This window comes from Arthrobacter sp. 05N429 (assembly GCF_056397045.1).
On sequence record NZ_JBFTMQ010000002.1, the window covers coordinates 46,893 to 66,656 of the forward strand.

The window sequence follows — 19,764 nt, forward strand, 5'->3', positions numbered from 1 at the left end:
TGGATGTCCTAGTATATTGCACAGTGATGGGGATCACTAGGCAACGGGTGATCTCCGGGCAACGGCGCCGGGCTTGAAACGGCTGCGCCACCAGACTTCGAAAGGTGCACCATGACAGTCACTGAGGATTTCCGCGCAGCACGCGACCGCATGCTTGACCTCCGCATGGACTATGACGCGGCGCGCAGCGAATTCCAGTGGCCCCGCTTTGAGCACTTCAACTTCGCCCTGGACTGGTTCGACCAGATCGCGGCGGACCCGGCCAAGGCGGACAACCCGGCCCTGGTCATCGTCGAGCAGGACGGCTCCGCCACCCGGCGCAGCTTCGCGGACCTGTCCCGGCGCTCCGGCCAGGTGGCCAACTGGCTGCGCAGCCAGGGTGTGCGGCGCGGTGACCGCATGATCATCATGCTCGGCAACCAGGTGGAACTCTGGGAACTGATGCTCGCCGGGATCAAACTGGGCATCGTCATGATCCCCACCACCACACTGATGGGGCCGGCGGACCTGAAGGACCGCGTAGAGCGCGGCGGCGCGAACTGGGCCGCCGTCGGGAACGCCAATATCGGGAAGTTCGACGAGGTCCCGGGCGACTACACGCTGATCGAGATCGGCGCCGGCAGCGCCGATAACGGCAGGGCCGCCCTGCAATATTCGGAGTCCGCCGGCGCGGGCGAGGACTTCACGCCGGATGCGCCGACGCTGGCCGACGAGACCCTGCTGCTCTACTTCACCTCCGGCACCACGTCCAAGGCCAAGCTCGTGGAACATACGCACACCTCCTACCCCGTGGGCCACCTCTCCACCATGTTCTGGATCGGGATGGAGCCGGGCGACGTGCACCTGAACGTGGCCTCGCCCGGCTGGGCCAAGCACGCCTGGTCCAACGTCTTCACACCGTGGATTGCCGAGGCCTGCGTCTTCATCTACAACTACGAACGCTTCGACGCCAAGGCGCTGATGGAGCAGATGGACCGCGAATCCGTCACCAGCTTCTGCGCCCCTCCCACGGTCTGGCGCATGCTCATCCAGGCCGACCTGACCCTGCTCAAGAACCCGCCCACCAAGGTGGTGTCCGCCGGCGAACCGCTCAACGCCGAGGTCATCGACCAGGTCCAGCGCGCCTGGGGACAGACCATCCGCGACGGCTTCGGCCAGACCGAATCCACCGTGCAGATCGCTAACACTCCCGGCCAGCCGATCAAGATCGGCGCCATGGGCAAACCCCTGCCGGGTTACGACGTCGTCCTCGTGGACCCCGCCACGGGAGCGGAGGGCGACGATGGCGAGCTCTGCCTGCGCCTCGACCCCCGGCCCGTCGGTCTGATGAAGGCGTATTACGGCGACCCCGCGAAGACGGCGGAGGCGTTCCGCGACGGCTACTACCACACAGGTGACATGGCCAGCCGGGACGAGCGCGGCATCATCACGTACGTGGGACGCGGCGACGATGTCTTCAAATCCTCCGACTACCGACTGTCCCCGTTCGAGCTGGAAAGCGTGCTGATCGAGCACCCGGCGGTGGCCGAGGCCGCCGTCGTCCCTTCCCCGGACGCGCTGAAGCTCTCCGTGCCCAAGGCGTTTGTGGTCCTGGCGGCCGGGCACGAGGCCAGCCCGGAGCTGGCCGAGGACATCCTGCGCTACTGCCGCGACCACCTAGCGCCGTTCAAGCGGATCCGCCGGCTGGAGTTCGCCGAGCTGCCCAAAACCATCTCGGGCAAGATCCGGCGCGTGGAGCTGCGGCACAGCGAAGAACTGCGCCACGGCGGCGGCACGGTCCCGGCGGGTCTCGGCACGGAGTACTCCGAAGCCGACTTCCCCGGACTGAAAAGCCCGGCGGAAAAGCTAGGCTGAACCCCATGAGACTGAGGACGAGAAGCTGGGGGTGCCGTGGCAACGCCGCTGCCGCGTGATCCGATCGCCGACGCCCGGCTGAACTGGGAACGGCACGGCTGGTCCGACGTCGCCGCGCCGATGGCTGCCATTACCGCCATCATGCGGACCCAGCAGATCCTGCTGGCCCGGATCGAGGGGGTCCTGAAGCCGTTCGGACTGACGTTTGCCCGCTACGAGCTGCTCGCCCTGCTGAGCTTCGCCCGCAGCGGCGCCCTGCCCATGAACAAGGCGAGCGCGCTGCTGCAGGTCCATCCCACGTCGGTGACGAACGCCGTCGACCGGCTGCAGGGCGCGGGGCTGGTGCTCCGGTCGCCGCATCCCACGGACGGCCGCACCACCCTGATTGAACTCACCCAGGAGGGGCGCACGCTGGCCAAACGGGCGACGGCGGCACTCAACTCCGAGGTGTTCGCCCAGTCCGGCTTCGCGGAGCAGGACGTCGACCAGCTGATCCGGATCCTGGGCACCTTCCGCCGCAACGCCGGCGACTTCAGCGAGTGATCCACAGGGCTGGAATGCCCCACCAATGACCGCCCGTCACAATGCAGTGATGGGCTCCGCGGCACCAGGAGACGACTCATGCAGCCGAACGCCTATTCCCGCCCCGATGACCGGGAGTTGCTCCGCGCCTCCCTGCGCCTGCTCTCCGGCAGGTTCCGGCCCGCCGTCCTTTTCGCCGGGCTGGCCAGCGGGGAGCGGCTGCAACTCACGGATTTCCTCGGCACCGCGACGTCCAGCCTGCACCAGGTGGTGGTTGTCCCCGGGGCCGGCCTCGGCGGCCGCGTCTTCACGCAGGGGCGGCCGTTCCTGGTGGACGACTATGTCGCCTCGGACGGAATCACCCATGAATACGACCTCGCCGTCAGGCGTGAACGGCTGACCTCGATGGCGGCCGTCCCCGTGGTGGTCCGGGGCAAGTCGCGGGCGGTGCTGTACATCGCGAGCCGGGACAGTGCCCGGCTGGGGGAAAGCGCCGTGTGCGAGGCGATGGCGGCGGCCGCCGAGATCGCCGACGAACTGCGCGTCCGGGACGAGGTGGACCGCAGGGTGTCCATCATGGATACGGCACGGGCAGAGCCTGCCGCGACCCAGGACCGGCGCTGGCTGGAGCACGTGCGGGAGGCCCACGCCGAGCTGCGGTCCCTGGCCGGCACGGTTTCCGATCCGCACCTGGCACGGCAGCTGGATATCATCGGCAGCCATCTGGCGCCGCCGCCCGCCGACGGCGTCCACCCGACAGCCCGGCTGGCCCGCCGTGAACTCGACGTGCTGGCGCAGGTGGCACTCGGCTGTTCGTACCAGGAAACCGCGGAGCGCTTGGGGCTGAAAGCCGTGACCGTCAAGAGCTATCTGCAGAACGCCATGGCCAAACTGTCGGCGCACAACCGGCTTGAGGCCGTGTCCGCGGCCCGGCGGCTGGGACTCATCCCGTAGGGCGGGGTTGCCGGTTTCGCCGGCAACCCCGCTCCCTGTCCGCGGATCCCCCAATGCCAGAATCCGCAGTCGGGGACCGAACCGTCAGTGCCCGGAGACGGACTCGGTGACTCCTGCGCCGTCGGCGTGCTGCGCGGCCGGCGTCCGCTTGCCGTCTTCCAGCCCCCGCTTTTCGCGGTTCGGCAGGGCGAGGGTGCAAAGCACGCTGAACACGCCGATCCCGGCGAGCAGGAATCCGACGGCGGCGGCCCCGTTTGTTCCGGCCAGCTGGGCGGCCACGAGCGGCACGATGCCGCCGCCGACCACACCGGCGAGGTTGTAGCCCATGCCCGCACCGGTGTAGCGGTAGCGCGTCTCGAACAGTTCCGGCAGCAGCGCCCCGGCGGGACCGTAGGCGATGGCGAAGATCACGAGGGTGACCGTGAGGCCGACGGCGAAGGCAGGGACGGTGTTCGCACTCAGGATCGGGAACAGCACCAGGGACCACGGCACGGCGAGGATGCAAGAGGTGGCGATGACCTTCTTCCGGCCGAAGCGGTCCGAGAGAATCCCGGAAGCCAAGGTGGCGGCGGCCACGAAAATCGAAGCGACCATGCCGGTGCTGAGTACTTCCACCCGGCTCAATTGCATCCCGGTTGGGCTGGTGGCGTAGCTGGTGAGGTAGGCCGTGCCCATGTAGAAGAAGGCAAAGAGCAGAGTCAGGGAGCCGCCCGCGAGCAGGATTTCGCGCGGCTGGCGCTTGATCGATTCGAGGACGGGCAGCTTGGTGGTGGTTTCGGTGGCCTTGGCGGCGTTTTTGAACACCGGGGTTTCCTCGATGCTCAGCCGGACCCACAGGCCCACGAGCACCAGCACGGCGCTGAGGATGAACGGCACGCGCCAGCCGATGGAGATGAAGGCCTCGGACTTGTCGCCCAGGGTGAGGTTGGTGACCAGGAAGGTGCCACTGGCCAGGGCAAAGGCTACGGATGGGCCAATCTGTGGGAAGGAGCCGAAGAGCCCCCTCTTGCCCTTGGGCGCGTATTCGGCGACCAGCAAGGTGGCGCCGGCCCATTCGCCGCCGACGGCGAGGCCCTGCACAAAGCGCAGCACCACGAGCAGAATCGGGGCGGCGACGCCGATGGTGTTCGCGTCGGGGATGAAGCCGATCAGCACAGTGGCGATGCCCATCATAAGCAGTGTGGTGATGAGGGTTTTTTTCCGGCCGATCCGGTCGCCGAAGTGGCCGAAGATGATAGCGCCGACCGGGCGGGCGAAGAAAGCGACAGCGAAGGTGCCGAACGAGGCGATGGTGCCGGCCGCGGCGCCGAGGGCCGGGAAGAACACGACCGGGAAGACCAGGGCGGCGGCGGTTCCGTAGATGAAGAAGTCGTAGAACTCGATGGTGGTCCCGGCGAAACTGGCGAACGCTACCTTGCGCAGGGTTTTGCGGCTCGGTGGCGCTTGCACTCCGGCCGGTGAAGTCGGTGAAACTGAGGTCATGGCAATCTCCTTTGATGTCAGCCTCGATGCACGGCTTTGTGACTTGGCTCACCGTAGCCAAAGCATGGACATCCAACTACCTCCCAAAAGAGGTAGTTGGCAAAAGCGCAGGAGCGCCCGGGCGGTCCCCTAGACTTCGTCAAGAAAACAACCTGAAACTGAGGAGCGTAATGATTCCGGAGATCAACATCTGGGCGGTGCTGCTGGCCACGTTGTCCAGCATGGTGGTCGGGTCCGTCTGGTACACACCGAAGGTGTTCGGCAACTACTGGATGCGCGTCGCCAAGGTCACCCCCAGCGGTGACGCCAAGGACGCCGTCAAGCCCATCCTGATCACCCTGGTGGTCAGCTTCGTCAGCGCTCTGGTCCTGGCCGGCTCCGCCGCCATCTCGCAGCACTTCTACGGCGGAAACTTCCTGGTCAACACCGTGGTCACCGCGGTGATTCTGTGGGCCGGGTTCACGGCGGCCCGGTTCATCACCCATGACGCGTTCGAGGGCCGGCCTGCCGGGCTGACCGCTCTGAACTGCGCCCACGAACTGGTGACACTGACGGTAATGGCCCTCATCATCGGGCTGTTCGGCATCAGCGCGGTCTGACAGGACCGGACCGGTCCCCGCGGCGGATATTGCCCCGCGACGCGAACCTATTTTGCCCTGAACCTGAGCGGAGTATCGTGGTTCGAAGTCGGACGGTGCCGTCCGGACAGGCAGCAATTCGTGCGCACAGAGCGTCGAGCGGCAAGCGCCTAGGAGGGGCAATGACTTCGCCCAGCGTCCCAATACCGCAGCCTCCCCCGAAGCCGGTGGTCGGCAACCTGCCCGACATCGACTCCAGCAAGGGCCTCCTGGGAGTAGCCGAGGTGGCCGAGCGGTATGGCCCCATTGTGCGAATCCAGTTCTTCAACCGCAGCGTCATCGCCATCTCCTCCCAGCAGCTCGTCAACGAAGTGTGCGATGAGTCCCGTTTCGGCAAAGTACTGGGCGTATCGCTCCGACAAGTTCGCGACTTCATCGGCGACGGCTTGTTCACCGCGGAAACGCAGGAACCCAACTGGCAAAAGGCGCACCGGATCCTCATGCCGGCCTTCGGGCCAGCGGCGCTGAAGCGGATGTTCAGCGGTATGGACGACATCGCTGAGCAGCTGCTCCTCAAATGGGAGAGGCTCGGCCCCGCCGCCCGGATCGACGTTCCGGACAACACCACCCGGCTGACCCTGGACACGATCGCCCTGTGCTCCTTCAGCTACCGTTTCAACAGCCTCTACCGGGAAGAGCTGCATCCTTTCGTGGGGGCGATGGTCCGCGCCCTGGTCGAATCCGGGCAGCGGGCGCGAAGGCTCCCCGTCCAGAACAAGATCATGCTGCGCCGGCGCCACCAGCTCGAGGACGACAACGCCCTGATGTTCGAGGTCGCCGACCAGATGATCAGCGACCGCCGGCGCAATCCCAGCCCGGCAGGCAGCGAAGACATCCTGGACACCATGCTCAACGCGTCGGACCCGGTGACCGGCGAGCGGCTGTCCGAGGACAACATCCGCTATCAGATGGTCACCTTCCTGGTGGCCGGGCATGAGACCACCAGCGGCCTGCTGTCCTTTGCGCTCTACGAGCTGCTGCGCCATCCCGGTGTCCTGGCCAAGGCGCGCGCCCAGGTGGACGAGGTCCTCGGCGCCGAGAGCGTCCGGTTCGAGCACCTGCCCCGGCTGGGGTACCTGGACCAAATCCTCAAGGAGACGCTCCGGCTGTGGCCCACCGCACCGGGGTTCAACGTCGCCCCGTTCGAGGACACGACGCTGGGCGGCCGCTACGAGGTCCCGGCGGGCCAGCCAATCCTGGTCCTGCTCCCGCTGCTTCACCGCGACAAGGCGGCTTGGGGCGAGGACGCCGGGATCTTCGATCCGGACCGGTTCTCCCCGGAACGGGCCGCGGAAATCCCTGCCAACGCCTGGAAGCCCTTCGGCAACGGCCAGCGCTCCTGCATCGGCCGGGGATTTGCCCTGCAGGAGGCCATGCTTTTCCTCGCCAAGCTCCTGCAGCGCTTTGAGGTCACGCCGGCGGACCCAGGCTATGAACTGCAGATCCACCACACCCTGACCATGAAGCCCGAAGGTCTCTTCATCCAGGTGCGACGGCGGGACGTCACGATCGCGGCCGGTCCCCAGGCCGCCGTCGAACGTGCCCGGCAGGCGGAGGCCCCGGCAACAGCAGAGCCCAACGGCGTCCCGGTCCGGGTGCTCTACGGTTCCAATGCCGGCACGTCCCAGGACCTCGCGCAGCGCATCGCCAACGACGCCGGACGGCGCGGCTACAGCCCCACCATCGGACCGCTCGACGACGCAGCCGGCGGACTGCCCACTGCCGGGCTCGTCGCCATCGTGGCTTCTTCCTACGAGGGGCGGCCGCCGGACAACGCACGAAGATTCGTGGCCTGGACCGGGGGCCTCCAGCCGGGCGACCTCGCCGGAGTGCGGTACACGGTTTTCGGCAACGGCAACAAGGACTGGGCGCGAACCTACCAGGAGGTGCCCAAGGCCATCGACGCGCGGCTCGAGGCTGCCGGTGCCACACGGATCTATCACCGGGGCGAAGCCAACGCCCGGGGGGACTTTTTCGGCGATTTTGAAGAGTGGTACGCGGGATTCTGGCCCGCCGTGGACGCCGCACTCGGGCAGAAGACCAGCACACCGGCCGCACAGCCCCAGCTTGAACTCCAATTCGTCGGCAACGTCCGGGATCCGCTGTTGCGCCAGAACGGACTGGCCCTCGGTACCGTCGTCGCGAACCGGGAACTGGTCGATCTGGCCAAACCCGGCGCCCGGTCCAAGAGGCACGTCGAGATCGCCCTGCCCGAAGGGATGAGCTACCGGACCGGGGACTACCTGGCCGTCCTGCCGCTGAACCCCAGCAGCCTCGTCCAGCGCGCCCTGGCCCACTTCAACCTCGACTACGACTCGCACGTCCAGTTGAGCATGGAGCAGGGAGACACGTTCCTGCCCACCGGCGCTCCCGTGGCTGTGGGCGAACTGCTGAGCAGCTACGTCGAGCTCGCGGTCCCCGCCACACGCACGCAGCTGGAGGGCCTGGCTGATGTCGCGACGGATCCGGCACAGCGCGGGGAACTTGAGGCCCTGGCGGAGAACCGCGAGCGCCATGGGGCCGAGATCCTCGACAAACGCGTCTCTGTCCTGGATCTGCTGGAAATGTACCCGTCAAGCCAGCTGTCGTTCACTTCGTTCCTGCAGCTGCTGACCCAGCTGACCCCTCGGCGGTACTCCATTTCCTCGTCCCCGCTCTGGAGCCCCGACCACGCGACGCTGACCTTCTCCGTCATCCAGGCTCCGGCATGGTCGGGACGCGGCGTCTTCGAGGGCGCCTCGTCCACCTTCCTCGCCCTGGCCAGGCCCGGGTCAAGGGTCGCGGTTACGGTCCGCGCCTCGAACGCGGCCTTCCACCCGCCGTCGTCCTTGGACGTCCCGCTCATCATGGTCTGCGCCGGAACCGGGCTGGCGCCCTTCCGCGGATTCGTCCAGGACCGGGCGCTGCGGGCCGAGGCGGAGGACACGACGCCGGCCCCCGCCCTGCTGTTCTTCGGCTGCCGGGCGCCGGACACGGATTTCCTCTACCGCGCGGAACTTGCATCATGGGCAGACCAAGCCAACCTGGACCTCCGGCCGGCCTTTTCCGCCGCACCCGAAGACGGCCTGAAGTACGTCCAGGACCGGCTGTGGGCGGACCGGGCCGACGTGGTCGAGCTGGTCAGACAGGGCGCCACCGTTTACGTCTGCGGCGACGGCAAACACATGGCACCGCAGGTCCGCGAGACGTGCGCGCTGATCTACCAGGAGGCGACCGGCGCCTCCAAGGCGGAGGCCGAGGCCTGGATGGATGAGGTGGAACGCACCCATGGCAGGTACGTGGCCGACATCTTCACCTGACGACGCAGCGCCCGTCAGCGGTGCGTGAAGTCCGGCTGGCGCTTCTCGGTGAACGCCGCCATGCCTTCCTTCTGGTCCTCGGTGGCGAACAGCGAGTGGAACACCCGGCGTTCAAACAGCACACCCTGGGCCAGCCCGGTCTCGAAGGCGGCGTTGACTGCTTCCTTGGCCACCATCGCCACCGGCTTGGACTTGGAGGCAATCACCTCGGCGGCCTTCAGCGCCTCCTCCACCACGTCCGCGGCCGGCACCACGCGGGACACGAGGCCGGCGCGTTCGGCTTCCTCGGCGTTCATGAACCGTCCGGTCAGGATCATGTCCATCGCCTTGGCCTTGCCGACGGCGCGGGTGAGGCGCTGCGAGCCGCCCATCCCGGGCAGCACGCCCAGGTTGATTTCCGGCTGGCCGAACTTGGCGTTGTCCCCGGCGATGATGAAATCGCACATCATCGCGAGCTCACAGCCTCCGCCGAGGGCGAAGCCGGACACGGCCGCGACCACGGGGATGCGCAGCCGGGTGAAGTCCTCCCAGCCCCGGAACCAGTCCGCCGCGTACATGTCCATGTAGCCCTTGGACTGCATTTCTTTGATGTCGGCGCCCGCAGCGAAGGCCTTGGCGGAGCCGGTGACCACCACCGCGCCCACCGCAGGGTCGGCGTCCATGGCGGACACCGCGGCGACGAGTTCGTCCATGGTGGCCTTGTTGAGGGCGTTCAGCGCCTCAGGCCGGTTGAGCGTCACGAGCCCCACCCGGCCGCGCCGCTCCACCAGAATGTTTGTGTACTGCTCTGTCATGCCTGTCCCCTCAGCTGTTCAGAATGTCTATCGGCCGGTCAGTGGTCGGACTTGTCCCGGATGTCGGTGATGATCCCGGAGAAGTCCCGGCCCGCCCCGCCTTCCGCGGCAAACGTATCGTAGATTTCCGATGCGAGCGGTCCCAGCCGGGCGGCGACGCCGGTGCTTTCCAGCGCATTGAGCGCCAGCTTGAGGTCCTTGGCCATGAGGGCTCCCGCGAAACCGGGCTGGTAGTCGCGGTTGGCAGGACTCGTGGGGACCGGCCCCGGAACGGGGCAGTTGGTGGTCAGCGCCCAGCACTGGCCCGAGGCCGCGGAGGCGACGTCGAACAGCGCCTGGTGGGTCAGGCCCAGCTTCTCGCCGAGCACAAAGGCCTCACTGACCGCGATCATCGAGACGCCAAGGATCATGTTGTTGCAGATTTTCGCCGCTTGCCCTGCACCGTGTTCCCCGCAGTGCACCACCCGCTTGCCCATGACTTCGAGCATCGGCGTGACTGCCTCGAAGTCCTCGGGAAGTGCCCCCACCATAAACGTCAGGGTGCCGGCCTCTGCCCCGACGACGCCGCCGGAGACCGGGGCGTCAACCGCCCGGTGGCCGGCTGCGAGGGCCAGCTCGGCGGCCTCGCGGGCCTCGTCCACGTTGATCGTGGAGCAGTCCAGGAAGAGGGTTCCCGGCCGGGCCACGTCCAGCAGGCCCGGCTGGCTCTGCTGTCCCGGCCCGCCGGGGCTGCCGCGGTAGGCGTCCAGGAGGTGCCTGCCGCTGGGCAGCATGGTCAGCACGACGGCGGCGCCCACCACCGCATCGACCGCAGTCTCCGCGGTGGCGATGCCGTGTGCCCGGGCTGTTTCCAGTGCGGCCGGCACCACGTCGAAGCCGGTCACCGTGTAGCCGGCCTTGACCAGGTTGATGGCCATCGGCCCGCCCATGTGGCCAAGGCCCAGGAAGGCGATGGTGCCGGACTGGGCGGGTCCGGGCTGACCTGATCCGGTCTGCGATGTTTCAGACATTGTCCCGCTCCTTCGACAGCTGCAGTTCACGGTCGCCCAGCGGCGCAAAATAGGATTCGACGTCGTCTCGGCTGACCTCCGCCAGGCGGGCCGGCTGCCAGTGCGGTTCGCGGTCCTTGTCCACCACCTGCGCGCGGATGCCCTCGCGGAAGTCGGGGCCGGCCAGGAACCGCAGCCCCACCCGGTATTCCTGCTCCAGTGCCTCCTCGAGGCTCAGGCCCCGGACCCGGCGCAGGGACGCCAGTGCCACCTTCACGGCGGTCGGCGACTTGCTCTCGATCGTGTCCGCGGCTTCGGCCGCTTCCGCTGCGTTCTCTCCACGGAAAGCCCGCAGCCTCCGCAGGATCTCTTCGGCGTCGTCGGCCGAGTAGCAGGCGTCAATCCATTCCCGCTGCGCTGCGAGGACAGAGTTCGGGGCCTCCCCGGCGAAGCGCGCGACGGCGGCGTCCGCCGGCTCGCCCTCCAGCGCCACCTCGAGTTCCGCCAGGCTTGCGGACGGCACGAAATGGTCCGCGAGCCCCAGGAACAGCGCATCGGCGCCGCTCAGGTGGGCTCCCGTGAGGGCGGCATGGGTGCCGGACTCCCCCGGTGAGCGGGAGAGCAGCAGGGTTCCGCCGACGTCGGGCACAAAACCGATCGTGGTCTCGGGCATGCCCATCCGGGTGCGTTCGGTGACGATCCGGACCGAGCCATGCGCGGAAATCCCCACCCCGCCGCCGAGGACCAGCCCGTCCATGAACGCCACATACGGCTTGGGGTAGCCCGAGATGAGGGAGTTCAGCCGGTACTCCTCGGCCCAGAAGTTGGCTGTCGCGTCGCCGCCGTCGAGCATGTCCCGGTAGATGGCCACGATGTCGCCGCCGGCGCACAGCCCGCGGTCACCGGCGCCGCGGACCAGGACGGCCGCGACGGCGTCGTCGTCCGCCCAGAGGGTGAGCTGCTCCAGCATGGCCGAGGCCATGCCCGCGGTGAGCGCGTTGACCGCCCGGGGTCGGTTCAACGTGACCACACCAAGCCGGCCGCGCCGCTCGAACAGCACTTCCGCCGCCGCGGCGTCCTCGGCGTGCTTGCCCGCCATCAGCTGCCTTCCGGCATCACGAAGCTGGCACCGGTGCGGATGCCGGAGGGCCAGCGTGTGGTGACCGTCTTGGTCTTGGTGTAGAAGCGGAAGGCGTCCGCGCCATGCTGGTTGAGGTCACCGAAGCCGGAGGCCTTCCAGCCGCCGAAGGTGTAGTAGGCGATCGGCACGGGGATGGGCACGTTGATGCCCACCATGCCCACCTGGACCCGGCTGGCGAAGTCACGGGCGGAGTCGCCGTCGCGGGTGAAGATGGCCACGCCGTTGCCGAACTCGTGCTCGCTGCACAGGCGCAGGGCCTCGTCGTAGTCCTCGGCGCGGAGGACGCTCAGGACCGGGCCGAAGATCTCTTCCTTGTAGATCGTCATGTCCTTGGTGACGTTGTCGAAGAGCGTGGGGCCCACCCAGAAGCCGCCGTCGTAGCCTTCGACCTTGAGCCCGCGGCCGTCGGCCAGCAGGGTGGCGCCCTCGTCGACGCCGGCCTGGATGTAGCCTTCAATCCGTTCCTTGGCGGACGCCGCGACGACCGGGCCGAAGTCGGAATCCTTCGCCAGGCTGTGGCCGACCTTGAGGTCCGCGATCCGCTCCTCGAGTTTGGCGACGAGCGCGTCCCCGGTGGCCTTGCCGACCGGCACGGCCACGGAGATGGCCATGCAGCGTTCGCCGGCGGAGCCGAAGCCTGCCCCCATCAGGGCGTCCGCGGCCATGTCCAGGTCCGCGTCCGGCATGATCACCATGTGGTTCTTGGCGCCGCCGAAGCACTGGGCGCGCTTGCCGTTGGCGGCGGCCGTGGCGTAGATGTACTGAGCGATCGGCGTGGAGCCGACGAAGCCGATGGCCTGGACGCGGGGGTCCTCCAGCAGCGCGTCCACGGCTTCCTTGTCGCCGTTGACGACGTTGAAGACACCGGCAGGCAGGCCCGCCTCGGTGAAGAGCTCGGCGAGGCGCAGCGGGACGGAGGGGTCGCGCTCGGAGGGCTTGAGGATGAAGGAGTTGCCCGCGGCGAGGGCCGGGCCGGACTTCCAGAGCGGGATCATGGCCGGGAAGTTGAAGGGGGTGATGCCGGCGACGACGCCGAGGGGCTGGCGCAGCGAGTGTACATCGATTCCGGTTCCGGCGCTGTCCGAGAATTCGCCCTTGAGCAGGTGCGGTGCGCCGGCGGCGAATTCGACGACCTCGATGCCGCGCTGGATGTCGCCTTTCGCGTCGAGGAAGGTCTTGCCGTGTTCCGAGGACAGCAGGGTGGCGAGCTCGTCCATGTTCTGGTTGACCAGGTCAACGAACTTGAGCAGGATCCGGCCGCGGCGCTGCGGGTTCATGGCCGCCCACTCGAGCTGGCCCTTTTCCGCGTTGGAGACCACGTTGCGGACCTCTTCGGTGCTCGCCAGCGGCACGCGGGCCTGGACCTCGCCGGTGCACGGATCGTAGACATCGCTGAAGCGCCCCGAGGTGCCTTCAACATGCTGTCCGTCAATGTAGTGGGATAGCTCGCGAACCATGATGGAATGCTCCTTTGCACCGTGTGGTTGACGTAGTGACGGCCGGGCCGCCTGTGACCCACGTCATCTGCTGCTCCTGAATATACTCGGACTTCCTACTAAATTCCAGAGGGGCTGTGGCCGGCCTGCAGCTTCGCCCGGCAGCCAAGTTCGGTAAGTTAGGGACTGTGAAGATAGCTACCTGGAATGTGAACTCGCTCCGTGCCCGTGCCGACCGCGTTGAAGCCTGGCTTCAGCGCACCGACTGTGATGTCCTGGCCATCCAGGAAACCAAGTGCAAGGACGACAACTTCCCCTGGGAGCTGTTCGAGAGCATGGGCTACGAGGTGGCGCACTTCGGCCTGAGCCAGTGGAACGGCGTGGCGATCGCCTCCCGGGTAGGGCTCGACGACGTCGAACGCACCTTCCTTGACCAGCCGGTCTTCGGCAAGAACGGCAAGGACGCCGTGCAGGAGGCCCGTGCGATCGGCGCAACCTGCGGCGGCGTCAGGGTCTGGAGCCTCTATGTCCCGAACGGCCGGGCCCTCGACGATGAGCATATGCCGTACAAGCTCAGCTGGCTGGACTCGCTGCGGACCCATGCCGAAGGCTGGGTCCGGGAGGACCCCGAGGCGCAGATCGCCCTGATGGGCGACTGGAACATTGCCCCGCAGGACGATGACGTCTGGGACATCGACTACTTCCGGGCCAATGCCCTCACCCACGTCAGCGAGCCGGAGCGGGCAGCCTTCCACGCCTTCGAGAACGCAGGCTTCCAGGACGTCGTCCGCCCGCACACCCCCGGACCCGGCGTCTACACGTATTGGGACTACACACAGCTGCGCTTCCCGAAAAAGGAAGGGATGCGGATCGACTTTGTCCTCGCCTCCCCCGCGCTGGCCGCCCGCGTCACCGGCGCCGCGATCGACCGGGAGGAACGCAAAGGCAAAGGCGCCTCGGACCACGCCCCCGTAATCGTGGACCTGAGCGACTGATGGGGCCACAGGGAAGCGACGGAATCCAATGACGGGAAACCTCTACCACGGGCAGGCGGGGCTGCCGTTCTCCTCGGCGCTGCGGATCTACGAACCCCTGGAGGCGTTCCCGGAGGGCCAGCAGCAGACCCTCCGGGAGGCGGGATCCCGGAGCGTTTCCCGCGCGGCCGTCGAAAACGCCGAGTTGCTCGCTTCCCTGGGCCGCATCACGCGCCCGGGCGGAGACCCGTTCCCCACCGGGGCGACGGACCTGGTCCGCATCCTTGCGGCACCCCGCCCGGACATCGCTCACGGAGCAGCGCCAACGGCAGGCGGCGGCACTCCCGACGCCGGCACCCCCGGCACGGGGCATCCGGACGGCCTGCTGTACTGCCCGAGCCAGCTGGTGCTCCGGGCCGGGCTGGCCGCCAACGCCTTGATGGAGGGCATCCATGGGCCTTTGGCGCAGTTGCTGATTCCGGAGGAGCAGCGCGACAAGCACCAGGAGCGCATCGATGATGTGCGGGCGCACGCCGGGCTGGGCCGAGTGCACACCCGGGCATCCACATGGGGCATCCCGTTCAGCTGGTTCTGCCTCTTCCAGGAATCGGACCCGACGGACGTGGTGGAATCCGAGGGGCACATTGTCACCGTGCGGATCCGCGCGACCATCGGCGAAGCCCTCGAGCGGGTCCGCTATGCGGTGGCCCACCTGGCCCTCGCTGCGCCGGACCTGGACATGCTCGAGGACCTGACCCAGCTCACCGAATGGCTGGAGCTCTTCCACGCGGAGTCGATGGTGGAACTGGACTACGGCGCCGTGGCGGACAAGGTCTACCCGGATGAGTCACCCATGGATGTCAGGCTGGGCATCGAGTGCCTGGCCGAAGGGGACATGACCGGGGCGGCCGCTGCCTACCGCCGGCTGGCGTCCCGCTGGATCCCGATCCGGCAACTCGCCCGCGCTTCCTGAGGAACTGGTTCCGCGCTGGCTAGGCGGGCTGCCGGCCGCCCTGTTCCCGGGTCCCTGCACCCAGCCCGGCCTTGCGGGCTTCGGCGCCGGCGTTGCGGGGCGGCGCCGTTGTGCTTCGGACGATCAGCTGGTGCGGGGCAACCGTGGAGCGCACTGCCCCTTCATTTCCATCGAGTTCGTCCAGGAGCATCTTGGTGCCCAGTTCGGCTTGCTCGTCGGGGCGCTGCCTGACGGTGGTGAGGCCCATGGCCTCGGAAAAGTCGTGGTCGTCGATCCCGATCACGGAGAGTTCCTCGGGGATGCGGACTCCGGCCCGGGTGGCCTCGAAGATGATCCCCATGGCCATCTCATCGGAGGCGCAGAAGATGGCCGTGGGCTTCGGTCCGGGCCTATCCCAGAGCCGGCGGAAGGCGTTCTGGCCGCTGGGGACGGTGAAATCGCCCCATTCGTCCCATTCCTCCCGGACGTTCAGGCCGGCTTCCGCCATCACCTCCTGGAAAGCTTTGATCCGGACCCTGGGGACATCAAAGTTGAGGTCGGTTTCGTCGTCGCCGTGCAGTAGGGCGATTTCGGTGTGCCCGAGTCCGATCAGGTGGCGCACCGCCGTGGCGGCGGCGGCGTAGTCGTCAATGCCGATGTAGGGGCATTCTTCGACGTGGCCGCCGACGACGACCAGGGGGATGTCGATCTTCTGGAGGTGTTCGATTTCTTCATGCGTCAGTGCCATACACAAGACCAGCAGCGCGTCGATCTGCTTGTAGACCATTGTTTTGCTGAAGAGCCGCTCACGGTGGCTGCCGTGGCCGCCCAAATTGAACAGTGAGAGGTTGTACTGCCGGGCGTGCAGTTCCCGGTCCGCGCCTTCGATCGCCTTGGAGAAAAACCAGCGGCTGACGAACGGGGCCAGCACGCCGATGGTCTTGGTGCGCCCGGTTGCCAGCCCGGAGGCCGATGAGGATGCGACGTAGCCCAGGGCCTCGGCGATGCCCAGGATCTTCTCCCGGGTGGCCGGCGAAACCCTGGGCAGGCCGCGGACGGCGCGGGACACGGTGGCGGTGGAGACTCCTGCAGCCAGGGCCACGTCCTCGATGCTGACGCCCGAGTGTCCTCCGCGTTGTGCCCTGTCTGTTGTCTTTGCCACCGTGTCCCCTTGTCGACTGTCTGCTGCCCTTTGATGCCCGGACGCAGGAGATCCTTGCCCGCCCCCGCGACTCAGTGCCGCAGCTCCGGTCCTCAGTTGCGCCTGGTTGCCGTCCTTTCCGGCAGGCGACGGCGCAGCCGGATCAGTCCGTACACGGCCAGCACCATGGCCAGCAGGCCCAGGGCCCAGCCCAGCGCCGGCTGGCCGGTCACCTCCATCCAGACGGTGACCACGAACAGCACCAGCGCCCAGAAACCGAGGAGCCCGATGATGATGTCGAAGTCCTCGCCGGAGCGGACACGACGGTGTTCGCTCCGGACCAGACCACGGCTCGGCTTGGCGTTCATTGCCGGGCCGTCACTTCACGGCGCCGGCGGTGAGGCCAGCGACGATCTTACGCTGGAAGATCAGCACCAGGATGACCAGCGGAATTGTGACGATCGTTCCGGCGGCCATGATCGCGGTGTACGGAATCTGCTGCGGCTGGGCACCGGCGAAGTTGGCAATGGCCACCGTTACCGGCTGGGTTTGGTCGTTCGAGAGCTGGCTGGCAATCAGGAACTCATTCCATGAGGAGATGAACGCCAGGATCGCCGTCGTGAAGATGGCCGGTGCGGCGAGCGGCATGATCACCCGCCGGAACGCCTGCCCCTGGGTGCACCCGTCCACGCGGGCCGCTTCCTCAAGCTCCCACGGCATTTCCCGGAAGAACGACGTCATGGTGTAGACCGTCAGCGGGAGGACGAAGGAGATGTTGGGAATGATCAGCGCCTGGTAGGTGCCGATCCAGCCGATATTCGTGAACAGCTGGAACAGCGGGGTGACGAGGGCGACGCCGGGGAACATGGACGCCCCCAGAATGAAGCCCAGCACCAGGTACTTGAACCGGAAGTTCAACCGGGCCAGGGCATAGGCCGCGAATACACCCAGCACCAGGGAGATCAGGGTCACCGTCACACCGATGAACACACTGTTCAGCAGGGCCTGGGCGAAGTGGTTGCCGAACGACGTATCGAAGGCCGTGCGGAAGTTGTCGAGTGTCACGTGGGTGGGCAGGAGCGAAGTGTCGTAGGTGTAGCCCACATCGCGGAACGCCGTCACCACCATCCAGTACGCCGGCGCCAGGCACCAGAACAGGATGACGGCGGCGCTGACGTACGTGCGGACGCTCGCCCATTTCTCGCGGTTCTGGGCCGCCTTGCGGCCACGATCCTGCTCGGCCCGGAGTTCGGTCGCGGCGGTCATTTCTTCCCCTTACCTGCGCCGGTTTGCTGCTCCACGACGTTCGCTCCGAGGAAGCGGACGAAGATGAAGGCCACAATGAAGATGATGATGAACGTGATGGTGGACAAGGCGGCGGCGGAGTTGAAGCCCTGCCTGATCTGGTTGACCACCAAAATGGACAGGGTGGTGGTGTTGTTGGAGCCCTCCGTCAGGATGAACGGGAGGTCGAACATCCGCAGGGCATCCAGCGTCCGGAAGAGGATGGCGACCATCAGCGCCGGCTTGACCAGCGGGAGGGTGATCATCCGGAACCTCTGCCAGGCGGAGGCGCCGTCGACCTTGGCCGCTTCGTAGACTTCGGCCGGAATCATCTGCAGGCCGGCCAGGATGAGCAGCGCCATGAACGGCGTCGTCTTCCAGGTGTCGGCGATGATGACCGCCCAACGAGCCGGGATTTCGCTGCCCGTCCACAGGATGGTGGTGTTGAACAGTTTGTTGCCGATGCCTTCGAAGGCGAAGATGAACAGCCACAGCTGGGCGGTGACGGCGGTGGGGATGGCCCACGGCACCAGTACGGCCGCGCGGACCAGGCTGCGGCCCCGGAAGGTCCGCGCCATGATGATGGCCATCCAGAAACCAAGGATGGTCTCCAAGGTCACCGTGACGATGGTGAAGTAGAAGGTCGTCCCGGTGGCGGACCAGAACTGCGCGCCCAATGTTCCGGGCGGGCAGGCCACGGTTCCGCCGCCCGGGGCGGCACACTGCTGGAAGAGCCAGTTGGTGTAATTCGAGAAGCCGGCAGGTCCGCCCTCGGTGAATAGACCCGTGGCGGGGTCAAGGCCGGCATCCTTCTGGAACGACATCACGATGGCAGTGATGATCGGGTAGACAATGACGATTGCCAGCGCGACGATGGTCGGCGCCAGCAGCCACGACGCCCACCTGCCCTGGCTCGCTATCGCGTTGTCCTCCCCCACGCCCTTGGGGCCGTGGTGGACCGGAGCACCGCCCGACGCCGGTTCTTTGACCGGCGTCGGGCCTAATTCGGTTGCCATGGCTGGACTACTGTCCCGCGCTAGCGGACTCGATGGACTTCTGCATGTCGGACAAGGCCGCATCTACGGTCTTTTCGCCCTTGATGGCAGCGTAGGCATTTTCCTGGATGGCCTTGGTGACGGCCGGGTAGAACGGGGTAACCGGACGCGGCACGGCGTTCTCGATCGAGGTCTTCAGCACCGGGAGGTACGGCAGCTTCGTGACGAGCTCCTGGTCGTCATACAGGGCGCCGAGGACCGGGGCAAGTGAACCCTGCGTGGCGTAGAACTTCTGGGTCTCCTCAGAGGTGAGGAACTTGAGGAAGTCCAGGGCGGTGGCCTTGTTCTTCGAGTAGACGCTCATGCCTGCACTGTGCCCGCCCAGGGAGGATGCACCGGGGCCGTCCGCGCCGACCAGCGCGGTCATGCCGAGGACGTCTTTCACCTTGGAGGAACCTTCCGTCGTCGCCAGGTTGTAGACGTAGGGCCAGTTGCGGTGGAAGAGCAGTTTGCCGTCCTGGAAGGCCTGCCGGCCCTGCTCCTCCTGGAAGGTGATGGCTTCCTTCGGGATGTTTCCATCGGCATATGCCTTGGTCAGGGATTCGAGGCCGGCCTTGGCCTCAGGAGTGTTCAGGCTCGGCTTGCCCTCCGAATTCAGTACGGAACCGCCCGCGGAGTTGATGGCCTCAGAAGTGTTCACCGTAAGGCCCTCGTACTTGGCGTACTGGCCCGCGAAACAACCGATGTTGTTCTCCTTGGCGATGGAGCACATGCTCATCATCTCGTCCCAGGTCTTGGGCGCCGTGGGGACGAGGTCCTTGCGGTAGTACAGGATGCCGCCGTCGGAGTTCTGCGGGGCCGCGTAGAGCGTGCCCTTGTAGGAGGCGCTCTCGACCGTCGGCTTCAGCATCTTGGAGGTGTCCAGCGCCATCTTGTCCTTGAGCGGCTGGAGCCAGCCCTTGGCGGCGAACTCGGCGGTCCACACCACGTCGACGCTGACGACGTCGTAGTTGGCGTTCTTGGCCTGGAAGTTCTGGACCAGGTCATCGTGCTGCTGGTCGGCCTGGTCGGTCTGCTCCTTGAACGTGACCTTCTCGTTCGGGTGGGCAGCGTTCCACTTCTCGATCAGCGGGCGGACGACGTTGCTGTTGTCCTTGCCCTGGACGTAGGTAATGGGGCCGCGGCTGTCGAGGCCCTGCTCGGCGTCGGCGCCGGCAGTTGTGCCGCCCCCGCCGCCACAAGCGGAGAGGGTGAGGGCTAGAACGCCTGCTGTGGCTACGGGAAGTAGAAACTTCGGGGTTTTCATACT

At 67.0% G+C, this 19,764-nt stretch carries 17 protein-coding genes; 7 read left to right on the forward strand and 10 right to left on the reverse strand.

Annotated elements, in window-relative coordinates; all coding sequences use genetic code 11:
• Nucleotides 1-111: 111 nt before the first annotated feature.
• From AC1DF4_RS04055 to AC1DF4_RS04065, 3 genes are all read left to right on the forward strand, one after another.
• On the forward strand, nucleotides 112-1,854 hold the full coding sequence (locus AC1DF4_RS04055; protein ID WP_476911669.1) for an AMP-binding protein: 1,743 nt from the start codon (nucleotides 112-114) through the stop codon (nucleotides 1,852-1,854).
• 36 nt (nucleotides 1,855-1,890) lie between these two features.
• On the forward strand, nucleotides 1,891-2,397 hold the full coding sequence (locus AC1DF4_RS04060) for a MarR family winged helix-turn-helix transcriptional regulator (RefSeq protein ID WP_476911670.1): 507 nt from the start codon (nucleotides 1,891-1,893) through the stop codon (nucleotides 2,395-2,397).
• A 78-nt stretch (nucleotides 2,398-2,475) separates the two neighbouring features.
• Nucleotides 2,476-3,330, forward strand: coding sequence for a helix-turn-helix transcriptional regulator (locus tag AC1DF4_RS04065; protein ID WP_476911671.1), 855 nt, complete (start codon nucleotides 2,476-2,478; stop codon nucleotides 3,328-3,330).
• An 84-nt stretch (nucleotides 3,331-3,414) separates the two neighbouring features.
• On the opposite strand, the gene AC1DF4_RS04070 is transcribed toward AC1DF4_RS04065, so the two are convergent.
• A complete protein-coding gene (locus AC1DF4_RS04070; RefSeq protein ID WP_476911672.1) occupies nucleotides 3,415-4,812 on the reverse strand; it encodes an MFS transporter in 1,398 nt (465 codons plus the stop codon).
• Nucleotides 4,813-4,982: 170 nt separating this feature from the next.
• Here AC1DF4_RS04070 and AC1DF4_RS04075 point away from each other — a divergent pair, with 170 nt between their 5' ends.
• Together AC1DF4_RS04075 and AC1DF4_RS04080 are read left to right on the forward strand one after the other, a co-directional pair.
• Entirely contained in the window at nucleotides 4,983-5,411 is a 429-nt protein-coding gene (locus tag AC1DF4_RS04075; protein ID WP_476911673.1) for a DUF1761 domain-containing protein, read from the forward strand.
• Nucleotides 5,412-5,572: 161 nt separating this feature from the next.
• Entirely contained in the window at nucleotides 5,573-8,749 is a 3,177-nt protein-coding gene (locus AC1DF4_RS04080; RefSeq protein WP_476911674.1) for a bifunctional cytochrome P450/NADPH--P450 reductase, read from the forward strand.
• A gap of 14 nt (nucleotides 8,750-8,763) precedes the next feature.
• Here AC1DF4_RS04080 and AC1DF4_RS04085 read toward each other — a convergent pair whose 3' ends face one another.
• From AC1DF4_RS04085 to AC1DF4_RS04100, 4 genes are read right to left on the reverse strand one after another with little or no spacing between them, the layout of a single operon-like run.
• Nucleotides 8,764-9,543 carry an enoyl-CoA hydratase gene (locus AC1DF4_RS04085; protein WP_476911675.1) on the reverse strand — a complete coding sequence of 260 codons (780 nt, stop codon included), beginning with the start codon at nucleotides 9,541-9,543 and terminating at the stop codon, nucleotides 8,764-8,766.
• Nucleotides 9,544-9,581: 38 nt separating this feature from the next.
• Nucleotides 9,582-10,553 carry a 3-hydroxyisobutyrate dehydrogenase gene (mmsB, locus tag AC1DF4_RS04090; protein ID WP_476911676.1) on the reverse strand — a complete coding sequence of 324 codons (972 nt, stop codon included), beginning with the start codon at nucleotides 10,551-10,553 and terminating at the stop codon, nucleotides 9,582-9,584.
• Nucleotides 10,546-11,631: an enoyl-CoA hydratase/isomerase family protein gene (locus AC1DF4_RS04095; protein ID WP_476911677.1), complete on the reverse strand. Its 1,086-nt coding sequence runs from the start codon at nucleotides 11,629-11,631 to the stop codon at nucleotides 10,546-10,548. Before AC1DF4_RS04095 ends, mmsB begins: the two co-directional genes overlap by 8 nt.
• Entirely contained in the window at nucleotides 11,631-13,130 is a 1,500-nt protein-coding gene (locus AC1DF4_RS04100; RefSeq protein WP_441405057.1) for a CoA-acylating methylmalonate-semialdehyde dehydrogenase, read from the reverse strand. The genes AC1DF4_RS04095 and AC1DF4_RS04100 overlap by 1 nt, the downstream gene beginning before the upstream one ends.
• A gap of 167 nt (nucleotides 13,131-13,297) precedes the next feature.
• Here AC1DF4_RS04100 and AC1DF4_RS04105 point away from each other — a divergent pair, with 167 nt between their 5' ends.
• Nucleotides 13,298-14,104: an exodeoxyribonuclease III gene (locus tag AC1DF4_RS04105; protein WP_476911678.1), complete on the forward strand. Its 807-nt coding sequence runs from the start codon at nucleotides 13,298-13,300 to the stop codon at nucleotides 14,102-14,104.
• 28 nt (nucleotides 14,105-14,132) lie between these two features.
• The gene (locus AC1DF4_RS04110) at nucleotides 14,133-15,056 is read left to right on the forward strand and encodes a DUF8083 family protein (RefSeq protein ID WP_476911679.1); all 924 of its coding nucleotides are present in this window, start codon (nucleotides 14,133-14,135) and stop codon (nucleotides 15,054-15,056) included.
• Between the two features lie 19 nt (nucleotides 15,057-15,075).
• Here AC1DF4_RS04110 and AC1DF4_RS04115 read toward each other — a convergent pair whose 3' ends face one another.
• From AC1DF4_RS04115 to AC1DF4_RS04135, 5 genes are all read right to left on the reverse strand, one after another.
• On the reverse strand, nucleotides 15,076-16,197 hold the full coding sequence (locus AC1DF4_RS04115; RefSeq protein WP_476911680.1) for a LacI family DNA-binding transcriptional regulator: 1,122 nt from the start codon (nucleotides 16,195-16,197) through the stop codon (nucleotides 15,076-15,078).
• A 92-nt stretch (nucleotides 16,198-16,289) separates the two neighbouring features.
• On the reverse strand, nucleotides 16,290-16,544 hold the full coding sequence (locus tag AC1DF4_RS04120) for a hypothetical protein (protein ID WP_441405061.1): 255 nt from the start codon (nucleotides 16,542-16,544) through the stop codon (nucleotides 16,290-16,292).
• 10 nt (nucleotides 16,545-16,554) lie between these two features.
• Entirely contained in the window at nucleotides 16,555-17,442 is an 888-nt protein-coding gene (locus tag AC1DF4_RS04125) for a carbohydrate ABC transporter permease (protein WP_476911681.1), read from the reverse strand.
• Nucleotides 17,439-18,476 (reverse strand): carbohydrate ABC transporter permease, encoded by a 1,038-nt coding sequence (locus AC1DF4_RS04130; RefSeq protein WP_476911682.1) that lies wholly within the window; start codon nucleotides 18,474-18,476, stop codon nucleotides 17,439-17,441. Before AC1DF4_RS04130 ends, AC1DF4_RS04125 begins: the two co-directional genes overlap by 4 nt.
• A gap of 7 nt (nucleotides 18,477-18,483) precedes the next feature.
• Nucleotides 18,484-19,761 (reverse strand): ABC transporter substrate-binding protein, encoded by a 1,278-nt coding sequence (locus AC1DF4_RS04135; RefSeq protein WP_476911683.1) that lies wholly within the window; start codon nucleotides 19,759-19,761, stop codon nucleotides 18,484-18,486.
• Nucleotides 19,762-19,764: the final 3 nt, after the last annotated feature.